The sequence below is a fragment of the Lactobacillus gallinarum DSM 10532 = JCM 2011 genome (genome assembly GCF_001434975.1).
Taxonomy (GTDB): domain Bacteria; phylum Bacillota; class Bacilli; order Lactobacillales; family Lactobacillaceae; genus Lactobacillus; species Lactobacillus gallinarum.
On the sequence record NZ_AZEL01000044.1, the window covers coordinates 1 to 21,330 of the forward strand.

A 21,330-nucleotide genomic window follows, 5' to 3' on the forward strand; every position below is an offset into this window, starting at 1 on the left:
TAAAGAAATAAATTTAAGGAATCATTCATCCTTACACAAACTATTTTACAGTCTCAGAAATTTCTTCCTAACTTTAATACAAGCTTTCCATTTTTATCATATACAAATGCATTATGAGTTAATGTGATTTTTGTATCATTTGCTGGGTTAGCTTCTTTAATATCAATTTGTTTATTGTCTGAATCGTTATTTGAATTTGTATCAACTAAATCAACACTATTATTCAACTCTACATTACTTTCAGAAGAACTATTGGTCAATTTATTTAATTCATCCTGTGCTTCCTTAATTAATAGCTTAGCTTCTTCAGGAGTAACTTCTTTTTTACGGTTAAGTATAGGGGCAGTGATTAATTTACCTGCTTCTGTTTGATGTTTAAGATAATTAACGAAAATATCTGTGTCAACACCAATATCTGCCACCTTTTTGGCACCTTTAAATTGTTTAGTTGAGTCAACTAAATAATTACTGGTAATTACTCGGTAAACTTTATTTGGATCAACTGGATGATTGTTACTATCATAAAGAACAGCTATTTTCTTTGGAAATGCTTTATCATTTTGAGTTGTATAGACATAATGCATACCACTTAAGAGATAATAACGATCTTCATTAGTTGCATCATATTGTGAGTTAAGTATGTTATAGAGTTGCTTCCCAGTCATTTCAAAAACTTGAAGTTGGTTACTGAATGGTTGAACAGCTTGTGCAGACTTCCATTTAATTGAGCCATCTGGGTCAACCTTTAAGTCGCTTCTCACACCACCACCATTAGTTAATGCGACATCTGCAGCAATTCCTTCACGCTTAGCTTCTGCAAGTTGAGCATCAACTACTAGATCACCAACTTCATTTTCAGTATCTGAATTGAGATCTTTAGTAATGTCTTTTGCTTTTTCAGCTTTACCAATCACGCTATTTGTAATCTTAGAGGTCCTTTGCTGAGCATCTTTAATAACTTGTTCTACATCTGGATCAGCCTTTATATCCTTGTCATCAGTTGATGACATAACAGGGTAAACATGTGTGATTAAGCTGCCCTTTACAAAATCATTGGTTGACGGATCGATATAGCCGATTGAATCATCATATGCTTTTGAAAAACTTGCAGCTTGAACAATTTTTGTATTGCCAACGGCACCATCAGCGTATTGGTGTGAGTGAGCAGCAATGTATAAATCAACTGAGTTATCAGGATCAATGCGATATAATTTTTGTAAAATTTTGACCGCATCGCCTTCAGTTTTTCCTTTATAGGTTTCAACACCAGTATGTGCTAGCACAACGATAGCGTGAACGCCTTGATCTTGCAGAATTTTATCATACTTAGCAATTGACTCTGCCTCATCTAACACTTCATAATCTTTCAAATTTTTAGCAAATGTCAATTTAGGCAGATCTGTGGTTTCAATTCCGATAAAACCAATTTTAGATTTTTTGCCGTTTGATTCTACTTCTTTAATTAAATATGGCTTCCAGCCAAATGGAATCTGTCCATCAGATTTTCTAATTAAATTTGCAACTACAATTTGAATACCAGAATTTTCGTGAGGATAATCCTGTTCTTCTTGATTAAATTGTCCCTTTTTAGGAGCTTTTCCTTCTAAAACTCGATCAAATTCATCTAATCCTTCATCAAATTCGTGATTTCCTAAAGTACCAATTTCAATATGCATTTCTTTGAGTGCATGCATAGTAGGTTCATCTTGTAAAAGGGAAGAGGTTGCTGGAGATGCTCCGACAATATCACCAGCTTCAACTCTAATACTTGTACCGTTAGGATTTTTTTGTTTGAAATCAGATTCGGCATTGTTTAAGTAACCTGCTAATCTAGCAGCATTACCTGCGTTTTGATATGAACGATAACCAATCCAAGTTTTGCCAGTAGTATCAATATTTCCATGTACATCATTGATACCTAAAATTTGTACAGGAATGTCGTTTTTATAGTTAGCAGGATTTGACCATTTATCATTGTTCGGCTTTGACTGGTGATCCGTATAACTAACTACTGGTTGTTCTTTTGAATTCTCGGTGTTAGAAACAGTTGATGACTGCTTTGGTGAATCAGAATCTTGCTGAGTAGTTTGAACAACTGATTGTTGAACTTGTTGCATATCTGCTTTAACTTGGACATTTGTTAAAAATAATCCCATTAATGCACTTGCAGTTAAACTAGTAATGATTCCATACGTGATACGTGATCTCATTTTATACCCCTCGAATTAAATTAAATAATATTTATTAAGCAAAGTATAAAACATGAACAATTATAGTTCAATAGCCAAATAAAGTTAATAATTTCAAATTTTTATTTTTTTAAAATTCTAGCGCTCCTGTTTTTGAAAAGCTCATACTTCTTGCAGCTAGCCAAGCACTATATTTGTAGCCTCGTTTAACGAATTGTGGCCATCGATATTCAACTCTTTTAACGGTATTATTTGTATATTTTGTGATTTTTAATTTAGTGATGTTTTTTAATCCCGAGTTTGACAGTTATAGAGAGTAAAAAGTGCGTATTTTTTCTAAATTTTGGTCTGGTTAAAAATTTTTTTGAAATATTTTTGTGTTATTAACTCTCGGTCTAATCTGAAGCCAAAACTTTCGTGAATTTTATCTGTTAAATCTGTTCTTTGAAAGATTGGTATATAATCTCCTGGACTGATTTCAGTTAAAGCAAACCTCCTTAATGTCTTGACTAGTTCATAACTACTGTAGCCTGGAACTTTTTGTTTAAATAAGCGAAAGACTAGTAATGCTAAGAAACAAACTAAGAAATGACTTTTTATTCGTTCTTCACGTCTTAAATAAACGGGGCAGGCTTGAAATTCTGTTTTAATTTCTCTAAAACAATGTTCAATTTCCCAACGGCTTTTATTAATCTTGATCAATTCTAGCGGTGAGGCTTCTAAGTCAGTGCATATACCATAAAAACCATCAAACATTTTTTCTTTTTTGATTTGATCTTTATTAATTACATATTGAACTTTATCTGCTTTCTCTCCATTTTCTGTGAAATGCTTTTCTGTAATAAACCGAGCTGGATCATTAGGATTATTTTTTCTGCTTTTTTGCTTAGAATTAGCTTGTTTAATAGCTCGATTAATTTGATTTTCGCGAATTTGACGTTGATAACGTAAATACTTTAGCAAAAACAGTTCCAATATTTAAAAAAATAACTATAATATCATGTTAGATAATTAATGTAGAAGAGGTGAATATTTTATCATGAAGAATTACACCATTGATCACGACATGTATTTAATGAATTACAAAAATGGTGACGTTTTAAAAGTAACTGTCAATAAAGAAGACTCAGTTAAGAATTTACAACTATATCGGCAAGATGGTCTTGGCAATTATTATCTTGATAAAAATTCACGGCTGAAAAAACAAGATAATTTGACCACTAAGAAAGATATTGTCAAAGCAAGTAAGAAGATTGGTGGTCACAATACTCATCATATTGATAAATGGCATCATCAAGTTGTTCCTATCTATAATGCTCAACACCAAATTACGGGCTTCAAGCCGAAGTTAGCCCTTGAGCACCATGCTAGAATTCAAAATGCCAAAAGATATTTGCGCCATTTAGATCATCATCATGCAATCTACTTGTCTACTACCAGCAGAAATACCTTGCTCAAGCCAATAAATTACCTTAAAGATGCAATTTATGCAGACCGTAACAAGGAAATGGTTTTAGCACATAAGATTCACAAATTAAGTCGATAAATTTAAAAGCTCCAAAAGTTAAATGCTTTTGGAGTTTTTTTACTTAACTTATTCCTCGCCAAACCATGCTTCTACTCTTGCTGCAACGTTAAATGGCAACGAGTCAGCTAAAAAGGAACACAACAACCATTTTTGGAAATATTCACTGCTTTCATGATCATGAATATCAAATGCATCATTTTTGAAATTCTTAATATTGCCATATTCTACTTGAATAGGCACGTATACTTTATCGTATTCCACATTATAATTTTCATCCACTTCATCAACCAGTCTATATCCCTTAGGACAATTATGAAAAATCACCTGGTCATAATTTAAATCTAAATTCTTTTCTGCAATAACTGCATCTTGATGTACTTGAGTAAATTTTTGCGTGTTGGCAGCTATTTCTTTGCCACTGACTACTTTATTCAAATCAGCATTTACATAGAAAACTTTAGTCATTTTTTCTCTCCTATTCTTCTTGTTACTAACCACATATTATCTGTCTTATTTTCTAAAATCAATCAAAGTTTTTCTTGACAGCAATTTTCATTCGGCGTATTATAATGGCAATTAAATTAATAAAAGCTTAGAAAAAGATGAGTAATTGCTTAAAATTTCTAACAGAGAGTCGGATTAGGTGAAAGCCGATGCAATGGCAAGCAATGAATATGGTCTTGGAGCTAAATTAAAATGCGAGCATTAAGTAAGCAAATTACGAGTGACGATCGTTACCCCGTCTGAGTCTTCCCTATTGGGAGTACTTATTGAGGAATTGGCTGTGAAGTTAATTTAAACATGGGTGGTAACACGCTTGAGCGTCCCTAGCATGAAATATGCTAGAGGCGCTTTTTATTTTGCTTATCTACTCAAAGGAGGAATCAATCATGAAAAAAGCAATCATAATTACTAATTCAAAGATTATTATCAATAGAAAAGTATTTGAACGAATGTGTCTCCTTGTATGGTTGATTTTTATTATTTGCGGACTGTTGATTGTTGAATAATTACAAGGAGAAAAAGTATGACTAACTTAACTCATTATGATATTGTAGGAAGCTTTTTACGACCAAAAGAATTAAAAAAAGCAAGAAAGAAGTTTAATGAAGGAAATATTTCTCAAGCAAAATTAACGCATGTCGAAAATCAGGCAATTGATCAATTAATTCAAAAAGAAGAAAGTCTAGGCCTAAAATTTGTAACTGACGGAGAATTTCGTCGCAGCTGGTGGCACTTAGATTTTCTCTGGAACTTAACTGGCGTAGCCAAATATAACTACCACGAAAGTTATCAATTCCACGGTGCTAAAACGCGAACTGATAATGTCGAATTAGCTGGCAAAATTGCTTTTAATCCTGATCATCCATTTTTTGAAGCCTTTAAATTTTCCCAAAAGCATGCGAACGTGCAGATAAAGCAAACTATTCCCTCACCTACTATGCTTTTTAGAGATAATCGATCGGACAATTGGAACAAATTTTATGATAATCGACAGGATTATCTGGATGATCTAGCTACTGCTTATCATAAAACTATTCAACATTTCTATGATCTAGGTTGTCGCTATTTACAACTTGATGATACAACTTGGGCATTTTTAATCAGCAAACTTAATGAAACTATAGATAATCCTACAGAGCATACTAAATATACAAAATTAGCTGAAGATTCAGTTTACGTAATCAATCAAGCTATAGTCAACTTGCCAGATGATCTGACACTAGCTACTCATATTTGCCGCGGCAATTTTAAATCTACCTTTTTGTTTTCAGGTGGCTACGAAGCAGTTGCCTCATACCTGGCACAACTAAACTATGATCGTTTCTTTTTAGAATATGACAGCAAGCGGGCTGGTGATTTGGCACCTATTAAAACTATTTGGAACAACCGACCAAATGTCACAATTGTTCTTGGCCTCGTCACTTCAAAGTCAGGCAAACTAGAGGAAAAAGAAGATTTAATCAAACGAATTAACGAAGCAGCTGAACTAGTTCCTTTAACCAATTTGGCACTCAGTACTCAATGTGGTTTTGCTTCAACCGAAGAAGGAAATATTTTAACTACTGACGACCAATGGAACAAAATCAAATTAGTAGTTGATACTGCCAAGCAAGTTTGGGGCTAAAATTTAATATTCAAGTTAAAATGAAGTTAAGTAATTTTTTAAACAAGGAGAAAAATTATGGGAAAAGTAGAAAGCTTTGAATTAGATCATACTAAAGTTAAAGCACCTTATGTACGCTTAATCACTGTTGAAGAAGGTGCTAAAGGCGATAAAATCAGCAATTTTGACTTACGCTTAGTTCAACCAAATAAAAATGCCATCCCTACTGGCGGTTTGCATACTATTGAACACTTATTAGCTGGCCTTTTACGTGATCGTATCGATGGCTATATCGATTGTTCTCCATTCGGCTGCCGTACCGGCTTCCACCTTTTAGTTTGGGGTACCCCGTCAACTACTGAAGTTGCTAAAGCCTTGAAAGAATCACTAGAAGAAATTCGTGATAACGTTCAATGGAAAGATGTACCGGGCACAACTATTGAATCTTGTGGTAACTACCGAGATCACTCATTATTTTCAGCTAAGCAATGGTCAAGAGACATTTTGGCTGAAGGTATTTCAGATGATCCATTTGAACGTCATGTAGTGGAATAATCAACTTGAGAAGATCTGCAAGGATCTTCTTTTTTGTTCTCGCGTTATTCACGCGAAAAAAGCGAAAGTTTGCGAGAGTAACGAGAATAAAAAATACTAGCCTCAAGATTACCTACAATACCATAATCTTAGACTAGTATTTTATTTTATAAATTTACTTTTTCTTTATGTTCACGGTATGCATAATATATCCAAGCGACAACACCAAATGCTACCGGACCAATTGCTGTCCAGAATGAAGTTTGATAATCACCTGTAAATAAAGGCTCGATACAAGTAAAGACAATACCGATAGCTACAACCAACCAAACTACAATTGTCGTAGCCCAAACTTTTTTCTTACCTTCGATAAAGACAAATGGTCGATCTAAATCTTTCTTAGCCTTAAAGAATGGATATGCAGCAATTAAGAACAAGTATGGTGCAGATGATGATACGTTCATCATATCCATCAAGATGGTATAGAACTGATCTGCAGCATTACCACCGAATGAAATAAACAAGATAATTACACTAACGATAATTGCTTGTACCCACATTGAACGTTCAGGCATATTATGCTTGTTCAATTGCACCAACTTTTTAGGCAAAAGGCGTGGATCACAACCTTCAATAAATGACTTAATTGGTGAGTAAACCATCAAGAAAGCTGCAGCAACACCTGATAAAACATCGGCAATACCTGCAAAGTGTGAAAATGCGGAACCAATTGCCAAAGATGCAGATTCTGAAAGTCCTAAGCTGTGACCAGTAACCACACCCAAATTATTAATCAAAACGTATTCCACATTAGCCAAATCAACGCCCTTGACACCGAGTTCTTTATTCCAGTTAACAGCCACACCACACATGAAGATGTTAACCACATAAAGTGCAGTCATCATCACCATGGCAATGATTAAACCTTTTGGATAAGTCTTTTCTGGTTTATCAACAGAATCAATTACCCCTGAGGTTGTTTCCAAACCGCCATAAGCAAACAATGCATACACAATAAATGAAACAACCGCAATTGGTGATTGGAATGATGGATTAGGTGAATGTACCAAATTTTGTGCAGTAACTGGTTCAGCTAATTGTCCATGATTCAAAATGAATACAAACAATGAAACAACAGTAAAGCCAATAGCAATTGCCAAAGTAAAGATCCCACCAATATTATTGATAGTCTTTATTTTATCAATTCCCTTTGCTGCACAAAAAGTTACTACAGCTAAGAAAATAACTTCCAAAATTCCTAATAATTGAGTCGAAGATAGAGCCCCTAGATGCCAACTTTGTGTGGTATCATGGCCAAATATTGCTGTTGAAACAGATACTAAGAAAAACTGAGTAGATGAAACTAACCATACAACCCAAGCTGATAGCCAAATAAAAGTTCCGATAAATGCTACTTTTTCATTAGTTGATCCTTCAAGCCAAGAAAAGATTCCACCTTTTATTCCTTTAAATGCAGCACCATATTCCGCAAAAATTAATGCAGATGGCAAAAAGAATAAAATGGCAGTCACAATATACCAAATGATACTTGCATACCCCATTTGATAAAAGGCTGTTAATGAATTACTAAATCCAAAAATAGAAGAGAAAATCATCAAAACTAAGCTTCCTAGCTTAATCTTGACGTGATTATCTTGCTCCATAAATAAAAAACAACTCCTTTTTTAAACAAACATTTACTATTATGAACTTTTATAAATGTAAATTCAAAAGAAGCTGTTATATCCTATTTAATTTTTTGACGTAATAATTCCGGTCTTTGTGCTAATTCCGCATATAAGTACGAATCATTGACACAAATCCCCTCAAATTCGCGACCAGTATGAAAATGACCGCTAGTCAGTACTTTACCAGCACGATTTGTTTTAAATAAATAATCATTGAAGGCAAGATAAATTTGCTTTCTCTTTTTATCATATGCGATACCTTGTACTGGCGAATTATTACGCATAAATTCACCTTTAGTTGCACCGATCTCAACGGGATGCCAACTGTTGCCGCGGCGAGTTACCTCCCAATATTCGAAGCGGTGCTCGGTTGCACTATGATAGACTGCAATAAATTTTTTATCATTTATAAAGACAGCGTTATGAACATAGCGACCATCCTTAGCTGATTTATTCCAAATCTTGAAAGTCCAAATTCGTTTAATTCGCAAATCTTTTTTACTAATTTGCATAATTTCTTCAGACTGAGCGCTATGACGAAGCAAATGGTCATTAGCAATTGCATAAATATACTTATCTGTAGCACCAAATGCTTGACCATGCCCTAACTTAATATTAGGACTAACTTTGACCTCGGAAGCTAATCGCGTGAATTCTGCCCAAGGAAGCTATGGCAACTTTTGCATAACATAGCGATTAGGTACGTGATTAAACTTATAGACCACAATATGTGCACGCGTATTATGTGGTGATTCATACATCGTCGCATACATTGAACCATTCGAAATAGTTACACCTTCAGGCACAGGACCTACCATCCCAATTTTTTCGCCATCTTGGCTTAAAGTAGCAGGTTGATAGAAATATGTCTTTAATCTAAAAGGCTTGCTTTTTAAAACGTGTAGTTTGGTTTCTGGTGCATAACTTGCACCTTTGCCCCAATTGCCAGAAGTTTTGTAATGCTTAAACCAACTGCTTGCAGCTTTTCCCGCTTGCTCCGTTTTATTGGCCTTAGCAATGCCTTCATGAGCATTACTTCTTACCTCAACTACTATATGTGCACGAGCTTTACCCTAAGAAAACTTTATTTTATGCTTACCAGCATCGTTAGATAACACTTCATCTTGCGATGCCTTAACTTTATCAGGATCTATCACGGTTCCTGTTGAGTCTGTAGCGAAGTTAATTGCATCCCTTGTAGGAAAACTATAATGTGAATTCTTAACTAAACTAACATTTTTGGCAACATCAATTTTATCTCTCAAGAAAGCTCGTTGATTAAGCCAGCTTTGTGCCCATCAATCCAAACGTAATAATACTTTGACTTTCCTACTTTTCTTACGGCATTCGCTTGAAAATTGCCATATTTAAAGGTACGTGCCAGACCCATACTTCCCGCTGGACCCTTACGCGTTAATTTTCGATAAATTCGATAATTACCATTTTCATTAATCATCTTGGGTTGAAATGAACCTAAACTTTTAGCTAAAACCGTTCTTGGTTTAACTAAAAAAATAATCATTAAACTCATAATGATCAATACTTTTAATTTCTTCATTAAATATCCCTCTACTAATAATCCCAGTTATCTATTTTAAGAAAATAATTTCATTACTCAATACAAAAAAGCCGAGATTCATGAACGAATCTCGACTTTTTGTTATTTTGTGTTTAATTTTAGTTTTCTACGATTAAGCTCTTAAGATCATCTGATAACTTAACTGGTGCATATTTAGCACTAACTAACTTAACAGCACTTTGCTTTACATAGCGCTTCTTGCCAATATAAACATATCTAGTCTTACCATGCTTAACGATCATTGATGACTTAAACTTCTTACCCTTCTTGATCTTCTTCTTAGAAGCTTTGAAGTAGATCTTCTTGGACTTCTTAGTCTTCTTGTAAGCGTAGTAAATCTTTGCACCCTTCTTTGACTTAGGAGTTACAACGATGTACTTTAAATCTCTGTTATTGTAAGCATCTTGGATTGCTTTAGCATCGCTTTCAGCTTGCTTTGCCCATTCATCTTGAGTTGGAACTTTAGTTGAAGCAGTTACTTCGCTTGCTGGGATAAAGACTGGAGTGTCTTTACCATCAACTGTCATATTTTGAACATAATATACAGCTGAATTATTATTTTGACCATTTGATGTTATATCTAATGAATAATAAACTTGAATAGTTTGACCCTTTGTGTAAGATGAAGCAATCTTTTTAAGTGTTTTACCATCTGAATTCAAAGCGAGCAAAGCAGGCTTATCACTATTAATAGTAACAGCTACTGATCTACGCTTAACGCTAATAGTACCTTTTTTAGCTTGTGAATTGGTACTTGCAGTTTGAGTTGTATCAGCGGCATGTGCAGTTTGACTTAATACAGCACCGCTACCAGCTAAGCTAGTTGAAAGCATCACAGCTGCAGCTAATGAAGTAAATAATTTTTTAGTTTTCATATTAATCTCCTAACTTAAACTCTTATAGTTTCATTATAACATTCATTATTATTCATCAAAATACAAATCCAACTATATTTACATCTTAATTACTAGCAAATAATTGTCCGATTATTTCCATATCTTCTGCTTGAATTTTAATATCTGCTTTAGGTTGTTCCTTCATCGCATCTGCTTCAATCAATGGAATAATTCTCTTTTGGTTAAAGTAACTAATAACCAAGTCTATGACACTAACTTTATATTTAGTTGCGATTTCTGCTAAAGCATCAATATCTTCTCTAATCGAAATCTCAACTTGCATTTTATGCTCACGAGCTAGATTAATTAATACTGGATCTTCGTAGTTTAATTGCATTACTACTGGCTTAACTTTTTCTTTAAGCAATTCACCTAAACTATCAGTAGTTGCGTCGGCAACGCCTAAACACTTAACCCAGCCTTTACACTTTGCTTCTTCCAATTCATGCCAGATTTCCTGATTACGTTTTTGATCATCACTCAATTTTAATAAGCAAAGATCGGGACGGCTGCTAATTAAATTAGCCCTAACTGTAGCAAAATAATTGCGTAATTCCTCACTGGTCTTTACATCCTCTGAAATCACAGTTTCCAAAAAGAGCTGTGGTAACTTTTTTCGCATGTTCATTTTTTGATCAGCAGTCTGTTCAATCAATCGAAATCCTGCTGCAACGGCTTCATTAAAAGTTTGATCATTATCAACCTGCACACCAACTTTAGGTATTAAGCTACCATCATTTAGTACAATTGCTTCATCAAAAATTGACATCAAAATTCATCCCTATCCCAGCTCAACATAAATCTTAATTGCTTCTTTAAGGGTTTGATATACCGTAGATACGTGCAAGCTATGGGCTAAAAATTCTTCTTTTTCAGCTCTAGTCATATCTGAATCAAAGAAAACCTTAATCTTCATTTCAGTAACCACAGATTTGCCATGGTCTAATTTTTCTGTTTTAGCTTGATTTTCAATACGAAGATTTTTAATACCAAGATGATGGATTTTATTAATCATCCCTGCCGATATTTCAATGCAAGAATTAACGCTGCCGCACAAATATTCAACTGGATTAGGTCCTGCATTGTACTTGTCATCACTTACATCACAAATAAAGCTATGGTCACGAGCATCACTCTTAATCTGCCATTCTGTATCTTCAAGTTTAGATTTTACTAAATAGTCACTCATAATATTTTCCTTTCTCTGTTAATGGTGATCAATTGCTCCATTAAGTCGCTTGCGCCAAATAAAGTAAACTACTAACATCAGAGGCACCAATACCAAATCAACCCAATAAAAATATTTAACCGGCAATACGCTGTCAACTACCCCACTAATCATCGGGCCAAAGGACATTGCAACATCCAATCCCAGGTAAAAAGTAGAACTGGCTAAACCTTGCTCCTCAATGGGGGCAAGCAATAATGCCGTAGACTGCAAAACGGAATAAATAATACCATAGCCCAACGCCATTCCAGCAGCAGCTAAGGCCATTTGCCAGTTATTATTCATCACTGCCAATAAAAAGATATAAGCTGCAGTAGACACCAGACTAAGCCAGAACCACACACCAAAACGAACAGTATCAAAATACCGCTTTAAGCCTATTCTGATCACTAATAAGACTAACGCATAAATCAAAAAGTAACTACCAACAGCGACAGTTAAATGACGCTGTTCAACATAAGTCACAATATCAGCCTGCGTAATAAAATAAGGCATCCCAAACAACGTGGTTAAAATTGCGACTGGCAAAACGTTCATCTGGATAATCTTAAAGTGCTTTTTCTGCGTCTGTCCTTTTTTCTTAAGTGGCAAAGCATGATTGCCAACAAACTGAATCGCCACAATCATCAAAAAGGCCGCAATCGCTGCAGCAATTAAACTTTCACGATAACCAATTTTTTGATAAATATTAATTGAAAGCGCTGGTGCTAATGCCATAGCTAGTGCATTCATTAAACCGTAAAAGCCCATCGCTTCACCTACGTGTTGACGCGGTACTAAAAATGCTAGCCAGGTTGTCATGCAAACAGTACACAGAACATAGCCCGTTCCGTTGATTAGTCTAAATAATAACAACAGTCCACTTGATGGCGTAAAAATATAGCCTAACACGCCAATCAAGATCAAAACACCGCCAATTAAAGACAAACGATACTTTGAAAATTTATCAGTTAAGTTACCTGCAACAGGGCGTAAAAACATGGCCGCTATACTCATAATCCCAACAATCACGCCGGCAAAGGCACTGCTGGCTCCTAATTTTTTAGCGTACCCATTAATCAGTGGGTTAACAAACATCGTGCTAAACATAAAGAAAAAAGATGCTGCCATTACTAAGACAACATCTTTGCTATAAATAGATTTTCTCTTAGTCAAATCAGTCCCTCGATTTCTATTTTTATTATACAACTATCAAGAAACTATTTGACTATTTTAAGACTAACGGTAAAAACAATGTCTTCGCCCTTGTAGCCAACTGAGATCTTGCCACGAAAAGCCTGTACTAACTCGCGTGCCATCGCGAGACCGATGCCAAAGCCGCCTTTTTTAGAATTATGCGACTCATCTTCTCGATAAAATCTTTCAAAAAAGTGAGTATAATTTTTGTTTTTGCCTTCTTTATAAGTATTGCTGATACGCAAAACAGCATTCTTGCTCAAAGGACTCTTGGATAATTCCACTCTAATTCTGCCATGTGGATCACAATATTTTCTAGCATTATCAAGTAAAATATTAATGATTTCTGCCAATGAATGCTTTTCAGCAATTACATTTAATCCTTCACGAATAGAAACCTGATATGTCAGATCATTCTTTTTCATGATCGATTTAAAATCTTGAGTTGATTGTTCAACAATTTTTGAGAAATTAACTTTACTTAAAGTTAATTCTCCCATTTCACCCGCTCTAGCTAATGAAATTAATCGATTAACTAATTTAGTTAGCTTATCAACCTGTTCTTTGGTACTTTGATTCCATTCCGAGTCATTACCTAACATTTCTTCCATTTCGGTATTAGCAGAAATCACCGCTAAAGGTGTCTTCAGCTCATGCCCCGCATTAGTAATAAATTCCTGCTGCTTGTGATATGTATCAATAATCGGTTTAATTGCTCTGCGAGAAACTAAGATTAGCACTAATGCGAATACAATTAATGCGCCAATTCCTAAAACCACTGCCACTCTGAACATCAACCAAAAACGATTATAAATTAAGGTCTCATTTAAAAAGACGATTAAAGTTTGACCAGCTGAATCTTTGGTAACTCTATAAGCATACTGATTTTGTCCCGCCTTAATATTTCCTTGCTTATTATGTTCAGCCAATGTTCTGCGAGTAATATCAGCAATTTCAGTATTTTTAATCTTATAAACGTTATTGTTATTAATAACCTTAACTTGATGGTTAGCATCAATTGTTACCGCAAAATAGCGATATTGATAAACAGCTTCAGGATTATATTTTCCCGCTAAAAAATTCCGATTAATTAAGTCATCCTGATTGCCAAAAGCCGGCTGCGCATTATGCGGTGAAAGATGACCCTCATTTTTTACTAAAGCGGTCAAAACTCGATTAACTTCATTTTGATTTTGAATACGAGTAATTCCTACCAAACTACCTAGTGTAATTAACAAAACTATCAATAAAGCAGCGACAGAAGCACCAATAAATTTCCAGCGAAATTTTTGAATCATCTTATCACCTACTTAACTAAGCTATAATTACCATCTTTTATTCCGTTAATCTTCACAGAACTTTGAATTGATTGCAATTTTTGTCTTAAATAGGAGACATATATCCAAACTATGTCGCTGTTTGCATCTTTGTCATTGCGCCATACATGGCTAAGTAATTCTTCAGTCGATAATTCTTTTCCTTCATTCAAAATAAAGTAATCCATCAACTGCGTTTCTTGTCCATTTAACCGAATGGAATTATGACTCACTAATTCTTGTTCAGACACATTCAGAGTAACATCACCAACGCTCACTTCATTAGGAGTAAAGTCATCCTCTCTTCTCTCCTTTGAACGCAGTCTAGCCAGCAATTCTTTTAATGAGAATGGTTTAGTTATATAATCGTCTGCCCCACTATCAAGGCCAGTTACTCGATCATCAATTTCTGACTTTGCAGTAAGCATTAAAATATATGACTTATCACCACTTTTTCTAATTTTTTTTAAAGCGGTAATTCCATCCATTACCGGCATCATAATGTCCAAGATAATGACATCATATGAATTTTCCTTAGTGTGTTCAACGGCTTTTAAGCCATTATCGACAGGATCAACTTCATAACCTGCCTTTTGCATGGCAACAGTTAATACTCTGAGTAGTTGTGGTTCATCTTCTGCGACTAAAATCTTCATTAAATAATCAATCCCCTTCTCTAATCAATTGTCTGATGGTTTGCATACTAATGTCACAAGATGCCAATTCATCAGCAACTCTTTTCAGTTCTTTACCAATCATTTCTGGATTCTTGATTTGATGTTTATACTTCATTTCATGCTCTAAGCTTGCCCAAGTATCCATGGCAATTGTTCTTAATTGTACTTCGACAAAATAATGTCCTGGAATATTACCATCGACATCTTGCTCGGGAACCATTACATCTAAAATCATATGATAGGAACGATAACCATTAGGTTTAGCATTAGTAATATAATCTTTTTCTTTCACTACACTAACGTTGTCCCATTTTTTAATAGCTGCAATGCAAGTGTAGATATCATCGACAAAATTGCAGACGATACGTAAACCAACGCTATCTCGATTTTCCCTTAAGGCAGAATTGGGCGTAAGTGGTAATCCCTTCCGTTGGCATTTATCTTCCATGCTCTTTTCGCTTTTAACTCGACCACGCAAGTGTTCATAAAGTCTTTCGTGATACTTTTTTTCATAATTTTGATTTAAAGTAGTAAATTGCTCCGTCATTTGTTTAAGCAATTTATCTAAAGCAGGGGTATATTCTCCGTAAATATTCAACATTTATTCCTTCTTCCTATATTCATCATAACAATGAAATTTGACTTTTCTTTGAAGGAACAATTACTAAGGAATTAAGATTACAAATGAAAAAGCATACATCGAATAATTATCGACATATGCTTTTTAAATTGAGAGAGAGTAAGAGAAAGGGTTTAGAATTTTATCTGTTCACCATTCACTAGCACTTGATAAGTTAAATCTTTCAAGTTTGCAACTAGTTCAGCTTTTCTAGTTTGTTCTTTATTCATACGGACGATTCGAATTTCATTTTCATTAGGAGTAGAAATATCAATTGAGCCATTCAAGTCAAATGCAGCTTCTGTATTTCTAAAAGTGAAGAGCTTGAGTAATGATGCAACAACCGGACGTTGAATTTCTTTTTCAATCTCTGCTTTGCTGTAATAATGACGGTTGATATTTCTACCTTCTTTAGTTTCTTCCAGCAATTTAATATCATTCTTGCCAGCTAGCATCCCTACATAATAAACTTGTGGAATGCCTGGTGCAAAGACTTGCAAGAGTCGTGCCATGAAGTACTTTTGATCATCATCACCAAGAGCTGAATAAAACGTAGTATTGATTTGATAAATGTCTAAGTTATGATATTCAGCACTAGAATACTTCTTCTTAACGTTGGCACCAACTTTATATAGCTCTTGACTGGTATAGTCGATCTCCTCAGGAGAAAGGATATCACGCGCATCAACTACACCAATGCCGTCATGGGTATCCAAAGTAGTAAATTGTTTCATTGGACACTTTTTGAGCCAGGCTGCTAAACGATTAGAATTACCAGAATAAAGTGAGTAAAGAGTTACCATTGGCAAAGCAAAATCATAAATAAAGTAACCATGCTTGGCAATCTTAAATGGCATTGAATAATGCTCATGAATTTCCGGTAAAATGGTTGCACCCTCGTCTGCAATATCGTCTTGAACTTGCTTCAATAAGTCCCAGATTTCTGGTTCCACAAAGAAATCGTTGGTATCTAATTTCTTAACCGCATAAGCAAAGGCATCTAGCCGGATAATGTCTGCTCCATGCTTGATCAAGTTAGTTAAAGTATCTTTAATGAATTTTTGCGTTACCTTTTTCTGCACATCCAAATCAATCTGTTCAGGACCAAAGGTATTCCAAAGCTTTTCCTTGCTACCATCAGCAAAAGTAATTTCTTGATATGGTGCGCGATCTTTACGCTTATAGATCAAATCAATATCTGCTTGCGTTGGACGATCTTTAGGCCAAAACTTATCCCAACTTAAGAACATATCAGCATATGGACTTTTGTCTTTGTGCTCTTGAAAATCCTGATAATATTTAGATTGTCTAGAAATATGGTTAATCATGAAGTCAAACATCAAGTAATATTTTTCACCTAATGCTTCAACCTGAGCCCAATCACCAAACTTAGGATCTACTGTAGTGTAATCAGTTGGCGCAAAACCGCGGTCACCAGTTGAGGGAAAGAATGGCAACAAGTGAATGCCACCAACTGCACCTTTTAAGTCATTTTCTAAAACTTCGTTTAATTCTGTTAAATTTTTACCCAAGCTATCTGGATAAGTAATTAGCATGACCTTATTTGTAATTGCCATAATTTACTCCTATTTTATTGCTTTGAAGTAGTACATATAAGCCTTAAAGTCACCATGTTCAACTGGATCATAGATACCCATATTCATCAATTCGTCGCCGCCATAAACTTGGTGCGTTCTTTGATCTTCATATTGTTTATTTGGATCAAGGCCAACTAATTTAGTCTTAGTTAAATATGGCTGAGCTGAAGCCATTACTTTGACTACGCTCAAAACCGCCTCATTTTGATCATCTGAAACAGTTTCCCAAGCACATTGATTGCTGGTTTGAGCGGATTTCAAGCGGTAGAACTTACCAAATTGAGTAACTTTTCTAATCTTCTTGTATTCTGCCACCTGCTTTGCGACAGCTTCACGATCTTCCTCATTCATCTTAGTTAAATCAAGTTCATAACCAAGATCACCCCACATGGCAACAACGCCACGGGTATTAAATGGAGTAATTCTGCCATTTTGTTCATTAGGACTAACTGAAACGTGAGAAGTCATCATTGATTGCGGGTAAACCAAACTTGTACCATATTGAATGGTTAAACGATCAATTGCATCGCTATCATCACTAGCCCAGATTTGTGGGTCATAGTAAGCCATACCGACATCAAATCTACCGCCACCGCCTGAGCAGCCTTCAATTAACAGATCTGGATGAGCATCAACTATTCTTTCAAGTAAATCATAAAGACCTAATACATAACGGTGGTAAACTTCACCTTGACGATTAGCTGGTAAATCAGCTTCATAGATATCTGATAAGTGACGATTCATGTCCCACTTAATATAGTCAATCTTGCCTGATCCCAAGATCTTTTCCATTTGGTTATAAATATTGTCGCGTACTTCCTTGCGTCCCAAGTCAAGCAAGTATTGATTTCTGGATGGACTTGGTTTTCTGCCAGGAACATGCATCAAATAATCTGGATGTTCTTTGTAAAGATCAGAATCATATGAAATCATTTCAGGTTCAAACCATAGACCAAATTTCATCCCTTGATCGTGAACATAATCTGCAAAATGTCCTAAACCATTTGGAAACTTCTTTTTATAAACTTTCCAATCACCTAATGAAGTATTATCGTCATCACGATGACCAAACCAGCCATCATCTAAAACGAACATCTCAATGCCAAGCTTCTTAGCATCATCTACAATAGTCTTTAACTTATCTTCATTAAAATCAAAGTAGGTTGCTTCCCAGTTATTAACTAAGATTGGACGTACTTCATTCTTGTATTTACTACGAATAATTCGATCATGAATCAAGCTATGGAATGCTTGACTCATCTTGTTTAAACCTTGATCTGAGTAAACCATCAAGACTTCTGGAGTTTGGAATTCATCCCCAGCAGGTAGTTGCCAGTTAAAGTTGAAATCATTAATACCAACATTAACATGAGTCTGAGCAAATTGATCTTTTTCAACTTCAAACTTATGATTACCAGAGTAAACAAAGGCAAAACCATAAGCATCCCCATTAAATTCATTGGTATCTGGATCAACTAAAGCCAAGAATGGATTCATTTGGTGACTGGAAGTACCGCGGTGACTAGAAAAGACGTGAATACCTTGGTTAATGTGTTCGCGATCCACTCTTCTTTCATGGGCGTGAGCACCCGGTAAAGTAATTGAATCAAAGTTGCGATCGACAAAATCAAGCTGCATTGAAGCAACTTTTTCAATATTGACTGTTTCATCGCCTGAATTTTTAACCTTTACTGATCTTACAATTACAGGACGATCACGGTAGATGGTGTACAATAAGTCAAAATCAAGCTTAGTCTTTTGATCCTCAAGAGTAATGATCAAAGTTTGAGCTTCATTATTATCCTTTACCCATGAATGAGGCAATCCTTTCAAGTCCGGCTTACCATCCACAATTTGGTAATCCTTGTAAGTTAAAAACAAAGCATTAGAACCATCTTTTTGGCGGACAACCGCAGCTGGCGTATGATAATCCATTTCGCCTGCTGTACTATATTCCTTAGGTAAAGAATCGCGAGAAAAAGTTCTATCTAATGAGCCAGGTAAGTTACCGGAAAAACCACGATCGACTCTTGGGTAACGCAATTCATTATGATAATTATTTACTTTTTTACCGAAGTATAAATGACAAAGCGTATCGCCATCTTCTACTGAAAGAAGATATGAAATTTGCTCATTATGAAGATGAAAGACTTTATTCTTTTCGTCGAAAGTAATTAATTCTTCTGCCATAATTTTTCTCCTATTTAGCTTCAACTTTTTCTTTAGCTGCCAAAGTCATGACTTCATCTTCTGCCTTGACCTCAGTACCTGCCTTAGCTGTTAATTTAATATTTTCAAATTCATTTGAGTTAGTAACTACTACAATTACAGTATCATCAAGTCCAGCCTTCTTAATAGTTGGATCCCAGAATTCGATTAATTCTTGGCCCTTCTTAACTTTTTGACCTTCTTCAACATATGAGACAAAGCCAGTACCCTTTAATTTAACGGTGCCAAGACCAATGTGAATTAATAATACTAATCCATTATCACCAACAAGACCAACTGCGTGTCTAGTAGTAAAGACCTGACGAACAGTTGCGTCAAATGGTGCTAATACTCGACCATCTTCTGGCTTAATTGCAAAGCCTTGGCCAACAGAGCCACTTGAGAATGTTTGATCGTTAACTTCTGATAAATTCATTAACTTACCAGCAATTGGAGTAGCTAATTCAATTTGACCAGTAGCTGACTTAGCAGCATCTTGATCGCCAGCATACTTCTTACCCCAAGTTTTTTCAAGTTCAGCAACAATTTCTGCGTGCTTTTGTTCACTTAAGATGACCTTAGTAGCAAAGATAATAATCGCAATAACAAGCATTACGGCTGGTACAGCAAACATCATCAACTTAAAGTTCATCTTACCAGCAGCGGTAATTGATGCGGCTGTTGCACCTGTAGTCATACCTGCCATGATGGCAATTTGACCAACAACACCGTTAGAAACGGCACCACCGAATTTATCGATCAATGGACGAACTGACAAAGCAAGTGATTCGTCACGGTGACCAAGTTTTAATTGACCATATTCAACAGAGTCGGTAATAATCATTAAAACGATCAAGAAGACCATTTGTTGTGGGAAACCGAATAATGATGCAGCAAGTAAAACTAATGGAAGATTGCTACCTGCAAAAGCAAAGATTCCCATTGCACAAAGCATTACAACTAAGCAACTTGTGAAAAGTGCTTTACGACTCATTCTCTTAGACAAGATCGGGAACAATGATGTTGCAATAATACCTAATAAAATGTTAATGGTTGAAAAGATTGAGAATGCCTTTGGCATACCCATAATGTAAGTGAAGTAGTAGACTTCAAGAGAGTTGGTAATGTTAATACCAATACCGTAGAATAAGTAAGCTAAAGCTACCCACATTAATTGGTCGTTACCAGATAATGCTTTAAAGATACCAACGATACCTTTAGTATCTTTTTTATTCTTACGAATATCACTGTTTACTTCACGAGTGAATAAACCAACACACCAAGCAGAAACAAATGCGATACCACAAATGATTGCTGCAAAAATAAACCAACCTCTGTCATCACCAGTTGAAGTAGCTTTGGCTGAGAAGAAGATTACAGCTGGCATAACTAGGATACCAACTAAACCACCACCGACAGTTGAACCAACACGAGCATAAGTAGCTGTCTTTTCACGTTCACGTGAATCAGTAGTTAATGATGGAAGCATTGACCAAAAGCCGACATCCTTAAATGAATAGAAGATATCCATGGTGATATACAAAACACCAAAGACAATCATGTATAAGATAGCATTCTTTTGATACAAACCACCTAGGTTAGTAAATAACATTAAAAGAATGACTGCAGAGATTGAACCACCAACTACAACCCATGGACGGAAGTGACCCCAACGAGTTTTAGTACGGTCAATCGCATTACCGATAAATGGGTCAATGAATAATTCTACAATTCTTAAACCCATGATAATCAATGTCACGATACTGATCATTTTGGCATCTTCTGCCGCATTACCAGTATTAAACAAGTGTGACGTAATAAACATAATTAAATATCCTGATAACAATCCATAGAATGAATCATTACCAAAGGCACCAAAACTATAAGCTAGTCGTGCGCCTATTGACATTTTTCCTTGATCTTTTTTCATCAGATCTTTCCCCCTCTATAGCGTTCATGTATTCGCTTTCATTATAGTTATTATTAT

21 protein-coding genes and 1 other annotated feature are annotated in these 21,330 nt (G+C 35.3%); of the genes, 3 read left to right on the top strand and 18 right to left on the bottom strand.

Features of this window, described 5'->3' with window-relative positions; genetic code table 11:
* Nucleotides 1–53 precede the first annotated feature (53 nt).
* Together FC37_RS05015 and FC37_RS05020 are read right to left on the bottom strand one after the other, a co-directional pair.
* Nucleotides 54–2,210 (bottom strand): 5'-nucleotidase C-terminal domain-containing protein, encoded by a 2,157-nt coding sequence (locus FC37_RS05015; protein ID WP_236697282.1) that lies wholly within the window; start codon nt 2,208–2,210, stop codon nt 54–56.
* Between the two features lie 315 nt (nt 2,211–2,525).
* Nucleotides 2,526–3,152 (bottom strand): IS1634 family transposase, encoded by a 627-nt coding sequence (locus tag FC37_RS05020; protein WP_025005385.1) that lies wholly within the window; start codon nt 3,150–3,152, stop codon nt 2,526–2,528.
* A gap of 76 nt (nt 3,153–3,228) precedes the next feature.
* Here FC37_RS05020 and FC37_RS05025 point away from each other — a divergent pair, with 76 nt between their 5' ends.
* The gene (locus tag FC37_RS05025) at nt 3,229–3,735 is read left to right on the top strand and encodes a hypothetical protein (RefSeq protein ID WP_025005384.1); all 507 of its coding nucleotides are present in this window, start codon (nt 3,229–3,231) and stop codon (nt 3,733–3,735) included.
* 48 nt (nt 3,736–3,783) lie between these two features.
* Here the strand turns inward: FC37_RS05025 and FC37_RS05030 are convergent, their stop codons facing one another.
* Complete coding sequence (locus tag FC37_RS05030; protein ID WP_025005383.1) at nt 3,784–4,182, bottom strand: hypothetical protein; 399 nt, start codon at nt 4,180–4,182, stop codon at nt 3,784–3,786.
* Between the two features lie 119 nt (nt 4,183–4,301).
* Nucleotides 4,302–4,549 (top strand) — a binding site (T-box leader).
* 195 nt (nt 4,550–4,744) lie between these two features.
* On the opposite strand from FC37_RS05030, the gene FC37_RS05035 reads away from it, so the two are divergent.
* On the top strand, nt 4,745–5,845 hold the full coding sequence (locus FC37_RS05035; protein ID WP_025005382.1) for a vitamin B12 independent methionine synthase: 1,101 nt from the start codon (nt 4,745–4,747) through the stop codon (nt 5,843–5,845).
* Nucleotides 5,846–5,902: 57 nt separating this feature from the next.
* Nucleotides 5,903–6,379, top strand: a complete 477-nt coding sequence (locus tag FC37_RS05040) for an S-ribosylhomocysteine lyase (protein WP_025005381.1) — start codon at nt 5,903–5,905, stop codon at nt 6,377–6,379.
* Nucleotides 6,380–6,525: 146 nt separating this feature from the next.
* Here the strand turns inward: FC37_RS05040 and yjeM are convergent, their stop codons facing one another.
* From yjeM to FC37_RS05110, 15 genes are all read right to left on the bottom strand, one after another.
* Nucleotides 6,526–8,022: a glutamate/gamma-aminobutyrate family transporter YjeM gene (yjeM, locus tag FC37_RS05045; protein WP_025005380.1), complete on the bottom strand. Its 1,497-nt coding sequence runs from the start codon at nt 8,020–8,022 to the stop codon at nt 6,526–6,528.
* A gap of 83 nt (nt 8,023–8,105) precedes the next feature.
* Nucleotides 8,106–8,558 carry a hypothetical protein gene (locus tag FC37_RS10765; protein WP_236697283.1) on the bottom strand — a complete coding sequence of 151 codons (453 nt, stop codon included), beginning with the start codon at nt 8,556–8,558 and terminating at the stop codon, nt 8,106–8,108.
* 156 nt (nt 8,559–8,714) lie between these two features.
* On the bottom strand, nt 8,715–8,864 hold the full coding sequence (locus FC37_RS10770) for a hypothetical protein (RefSeq protein WP_236697284.1): 150 nt from the start codon (nt 8,862–8,864) through the stop codon (nt 8,715–8,717).
* A 255-nt stretch (nt 8,865–9,119) separates the two neighbouring features.
* Entirely contained in the window at nt 9,120–9,311 is a 192-nt protein-coding gene (locus tag FC37_RS10775; protein ID WP_025005379.1) for a hypothetical protein, read from the bottom strand.
* Nucleotides 9,308–9,604 (bottom strand): SH3-like domain-containing protein, encoded by a 297-nt coding sequence (locus FC37_RS10780; protein ID WP_025005378.1) that lies wholly within the window; start codon nt 9,602–9,604, stop codon nt 9,308–9,310. The genes FC37_RS10775 and FC37_RS10780 overlap by 4 nt, the downstream gene beginning before the upstream one ends.
* A 119-nt stretch (nt 9,605–9,723) precedes the next feature.
* Nucleotides 9,724–10,500 (bottom strand): hypothetical protein, encoded by a 777-nt coding sequence (locus tag FC37_RS05065; protein WP_025005377.1) that lies wholly within the window; start codon nt 10,498–10,500, stop codon nt 9,724–9,726.
* 85 nt (nt 10,501–10,585) lie between these two features.
* Entirely contained in the window at nt 10,586–11,290 is a 705-nt protein-coding gene (locus FC37_RS05070) for an aldo/keto reductase (RefSeq protein WP_025005376.1), read from the bottom strand.
* 12 nt (nt 11,291–11,302) lie between these two features.
* Nucleotides 11,303–11,710 carry an OsmC family protein gene (locus tag FC37_RS05075; RefSeq protein ID WP_025005375.1) on the bottom strand — a complete coding sequence of 136 codons (408 nt, stop codon included), beginning with the start codon at nt 11,708–11,710 and terminating at the stop codon, nt 11,303–11,305.
* 18 nt (nt 11,711–11,728) lie between these two features.
* Complete coding sequence (locus FC37_RS05080; protein ID WP_025005374.1) at nt 11,729–12,904, bottom strand: MFS transporter; 1,176 nt, start codon at nt 12,902–12,904, stop codon at nt 11,729–11,731.
* Between the two features lie 44 nt (nt 12,905–12,948).
* The gene (locus FC37_RS05085) at nt 12,949–14,223 is read right to left on the bottom strand and encodes a sensor histidine kinase (protein WP_025005373.1); all 1,275 of its coding nucleotides are present in this window, start codon (nt 14,221–14,223) and stop codon (nt 12,949–12,951) included.
* An 8-nt stretch (nt 14,224–14,231) separates the two neighbouring features.
* Nucleotides 14,232–14,897, bottom strand: a complete 666-nt coding sequence (locus FC37_RS05090) for a response regulator transcription factor (protein ID WP_025005372.1) — start codon at nt 14,895–14,897, stop codon at nt 14,232–14,234.
* 7 nt (nt 14,898–14,904) lie between these two features.
* Nucleotides 14,905–15,516 carry a GTP pyrophosphokinase gene (locus FC37_RS05095; protein ID WP_025005371.1) on the bottom strand — a complete coding sequence of 204 codons (612 nt, stop codon included), beginning with the start codon at nt 15,514–15,516 and terminating at the stop codon, nt 14,905–14,907.
* 155 nt (nt 15,517–15,671) lie between these two features.
* Nucleotides 15,672–17,114: a sucrose phosphorylase gene (gtfA, locus tag FC37_RS05100; RefSeq protein WP_025005370.1), complete on the bottom strand. Its 1,443-nt coding sequence runs from the start codon at nt 17,112–17,114 to the stop codon at nt 15,672–15,674.
* A gap of 9 nt (nt 17,115–17,123) precedes the next feature.
* Nucleotides 17,124–19,325 carry an alpha-galactosidase gene (locus FC37_RS05105; RefSeq protein ID WP_025005369.1) on the bottom strand — a complete coding sequence of 734 codons (2,202 nt, stop codon included), beginning with the start codon at nt 19,323–19,325 and terminating at the stop codon, nt 17,124–17,126.
* A 10-nt stretch (nt 19,326–19,335) separates the two neighbouring features.
* Nucleotides 19,336–21,273 (bottom strand): sugar MFS transporter, encoded by a 1,938-nt coding sequence (locus FC37_RS05110; protein ID WP_035434136.1) that lies wholly within the window; start codon nt 21,271–21,273, stop codon nt 19,336–19,338.
* Nucleotides 21,274–21,330 lie beyond the last annotated feature (57 nt).